3 protein-coding genes are annotated in these 3,446 nt (G+C 38.2%); 1 reads left to right on the forward strand and 2 read right to left on the reverse strand.

Annotated elements, in window-relative coordinates:
- The coding region (locus BM122_RS20725; RefSeq protein WP_218152205.1) for a spherulation-specific family 4 protein at positions 1-313 on the reverse strand (313 nt) is incomplete at its 3' end.
- Between the two features lie 1,126 nt (positions 314-1,439).
- Between BM122_RS20725 and BM122_RS20735 the strand changes: the two genes are divergently transcribed.
- Positions 1,440-2,813, forward strand: a complete 1,374-nt coding sequence (locus BM122_RS20735; RefSeq protein ID WP_074907515.1) for an ammonium transporter — start codon at positions 1,440-1,442, stop codon at positions 2,811-2,813.
- Between the two features lie 254 nt (positions 2,814-3,067).
- On the opposite strand, the gene BM122_RS26450 is transcribed toward BM122_RS20735, so the two are convergent.
- Positions 3,068-3,157, reverse strand: coding sequence for a hypothetical protein (locus tag BM122_RS26450; RefSeq protein WP_371264967.1), 90 nt, complete (start codon positions 3,155-3,157; stop codon positions 3,068-3,070).
- Positions 3,158-3,446: the final 289 nt, after the last annotated feature.

Consider the following 3,446-nt stretch of genomic DNA (forward strand, 5'->3'; position numbering starts at 1 on the left):
CTTGGAGAATATTGTCCATCGGGCGCTCTCCATAATTGGATTTTACGTAAGCGATTACCTTTCCTCCAGCTTCACGAACCCGATCAATTGCGTTAGTAAAACTAGGGTCAGCGCTTATTCCAGGCCCGTTATCGGGGTTAAAAATTACAGTAGTAGGCACTGTCTGAGCTGCCTCAACCAAATGGCTCCAAAAAATTGGTTGATTAGATGGATGGAAGTATGCTGGAACAAAAAGATTGGCAGCGTGGATGAGCGTACCGAACGTTACTAACAAATAAACTATAGAAAGCAAAATAAAGTGTTTTATGCTCATGCCGAATATATCCTTTGAAAAAGGGCGAAATAGACCGAGTTTCTACACTGATCTTGAGAGTATAAAAAGTACACTCTCTTGGGAGGAAAAAAAGAAGATATAGGAAAAAAATGAATATTGATTTAGCTCAGATGAGCAACTTCTTTTTCTTATTGTGTTAATGCTAAACAATAACAAACAGGTTAGCAATAATACAATACATATTAACTTTTATTTATTAACTCAAAAATAAAATGACAGTACCATATAAAGCGCAAAACAGTACCAAATTGAGCGAAAATTTACATTTGGTCGGACTACTACAGGCATATCAGCCTGAATGACTATCACGCGTCGATTTCACCTTTGATTATTTCTTACCAAACCTGGATTTTGACGAGGACAGCTTTGTTTCTGTCGCCAGCAAAGATAGCCAGCACCGCCGAAACCACAAAATTCAAACCTTCTCCTTCGGTTAGTGCAAGATCAAATGCGCATTTATAACAAATCAAGTGCGATGAAATTAACGAGAAAAGTGCCAAACCATGGTTTTGATTTATGGAAATTGAGCCAAGATGTTTGACGGATTGAATGGCTGGTGCGCAAATCATCCTTGCTCATTTCTTAGATTCGCATAAATGGGAATCAAGCCGAGATTAGAGGAAGTTATTCAGCACTTGATCATGCTGTAGCAGGCTAAAATACTGACACTTTTAATAAAGTGCCCAGATTTATACCGAATTGGCTCCCCGACCAGGGCTCGAACCGGGGACCTGCGGATTAACAGGTTTTTTAACTAACTGTTTTTATTAATATAAAACTCGTCTGTGCTCGCCAACACTCGTTAATAATTAACATATTTGTCACGTTCGAGTTTTTGTTAATAACTTAACGTAAGAAAATTATAATTCTGCCGAATCAAATACTGAAAAGTAAACAAAGGCGATTGTGATTGTATGAAGTTCATACATTAATTCAAGCAGAACTCTTGATTTGAAATTCTTACACATAAATAAATAAACCATATTGTATTTATGGTAATTAAAGCTCACACTCCTAATAGGGATTTTATATTGAATTGTAAATTCCCTCTTAAAAGTTTTTCAAAAAGTTTATCCGAATAAACAATAGAAAAAGGAAGTGCCACATGAAAAATAGCTTTAATTTTACTGTGCTTCTAGCAATAGGTTTGCTTATCTTAATTTTTAGTAATGCGGTTAATGCCGGAACTACCGAGGCTTTGAGCGAAGCGGGAGTGGTAGCGAAATATAATTTTATTATTCATATATTGGCCATGTTGCTTGTTGGTTTTGGCTTTTTAATGGTATTTGTTCGCCGTTATGGTTTTGGTGCTGTAACCGGAACTTATCTAGTGGTTGCAACAGGACTTCCACTTTATATCTTATTACGTGCCAATGGAATTTTTGGTCATCAATTGCAACCTCATACGCTTGATGCGTTGTTGTTCGCTGAGTTATCCGTAGCAACGGCCTTGATTGCAATGGGAGCGGTGCTGGGGCGTTTACGGGTTTTTCAGTACACTTTGTTAGCGCTTCTGGTTGTTCCACTTTATTTGTTAAATGAATGGTTGGTTTTAGATAATGCTATAGGCTATACAACTGGATTTAAAGATACGGCTGGATCGATTGTAATTCATGCGTTTGGGGCCTATTTTGGATTGAGTATGTCCATAGTTCTAACTACGGCTTATCAGCGCAGTAAGCCAATTGAATCTGATCATACATCAGATCGATTTGCTATGCTGGGATCGATGGTGCTATGGCTATTCTGGCCAAGCTTCGCCACTGCACTTGTTCCTTTAGAAAATATGCCACAAACCGTAGCCAACACGTTACTTGCTCTATCAGGCGCTACTTTAGCTACTTATTTTTTGAGTTCGAAGTTTCACAATGGAAAAACTTCTATGGTTGATATGGCCAATGCAGCATTGGCTGGGGGTGTGGCTATCGGCTCAGTTTGTGATGTTGTTTCTCCTATTGGGGCATTTGGAATAGGGCTTTTGGCGGGTACAGTTTCAGTGCTGGGTTATGTATTTTTATTACCTTTATTAGAATCAAGATTCAAAATTGTTGATACGTGTGGGGTACATAATTTACATGGAATGCCTGGATTACTAGGCGGATTCAGTGCATTCATAGTTGTACCTGACGTAGCAATTGCTCAATTCAACGGTATAGCTATTACAATGTCTTTGGCTATTGTAGGCGGATTAATTGCAGGCACAATTATTAAAGCAACAGGTACAACTCGAGAACCTTATGAAGACAGTATGGAATTCACACATCTTGCAGGTCCTGAAACAGAAAATCTCGATGAACAATTACAATCGCGGCTAGCGCTATTGGAGAGCAATGCTGCAAAAACATCCCAAACTCAAACTTCAGATTTACCAGAAGCCAAGGCTTTAGTGCAGAAACTGGAATCGAGGATTAAGATTTTGGAAAACAAAATTGCTGTGGTGGGGAATACTCTGCATGATGGAAATAGACCAACTTCTTAATTAAGCTATGCAGGATGAGATTTATGGCGTGATTCTGTTCTAACTACTTGAGCTAGAATCACGCGGAATGCTATGATTTTATATAAGTTACTGTTTTTAATAATATTTAGCTCGTCAGTGTTCGACCCCACTCGTTCCTTCAGTTGAGCCGGTTTCATCAGCAGGAAACATATTATAAAGCTTGACAATATCAAGATAAGTATCGGCTATAACCGGATAAATAATGGATCAGCCACCAACTTCTTCAACGTCTTTCAGCCATTTTCGTGATCATTAAGAGGATCAATGCCGAGTCCTATAATCTTCGTATTACGTTTATCAAACTCGGATTGAATACTGGCCATATAACCTAATTCTGTAGTACAAACATGTGTAAAGTCTTAAGGGTGTAAGAATAATACTGCCCATTAATCTCCAATCCACTCAGAAAAGATCGTAAACATTAGATTTCAAATCTTATTGTGAATTAATAATTTTGGATTATAAACCTTGTCACGTTCTAAAATTAACCAATTGATTTTTAACTTAAATTACCTCAGGCAAAGCCGGAGGCTTATTTCTGTTAGCCCCTCAAAGGGGCAAGAATTGGCGCCACCTAAAGGTGGCATCACATCCCAAGCTTGAGCTGATCAT

The organism is Nitrosomonas communis (assembly GCF_900114745.1).
Classification (GTDB): Bacteria; Pseudomonadota; Gammaproteobacteria; order Burkholderiales; family Nitrosomonadaceae; genus Nitrosomonas; species Nitrosomonas communis_A.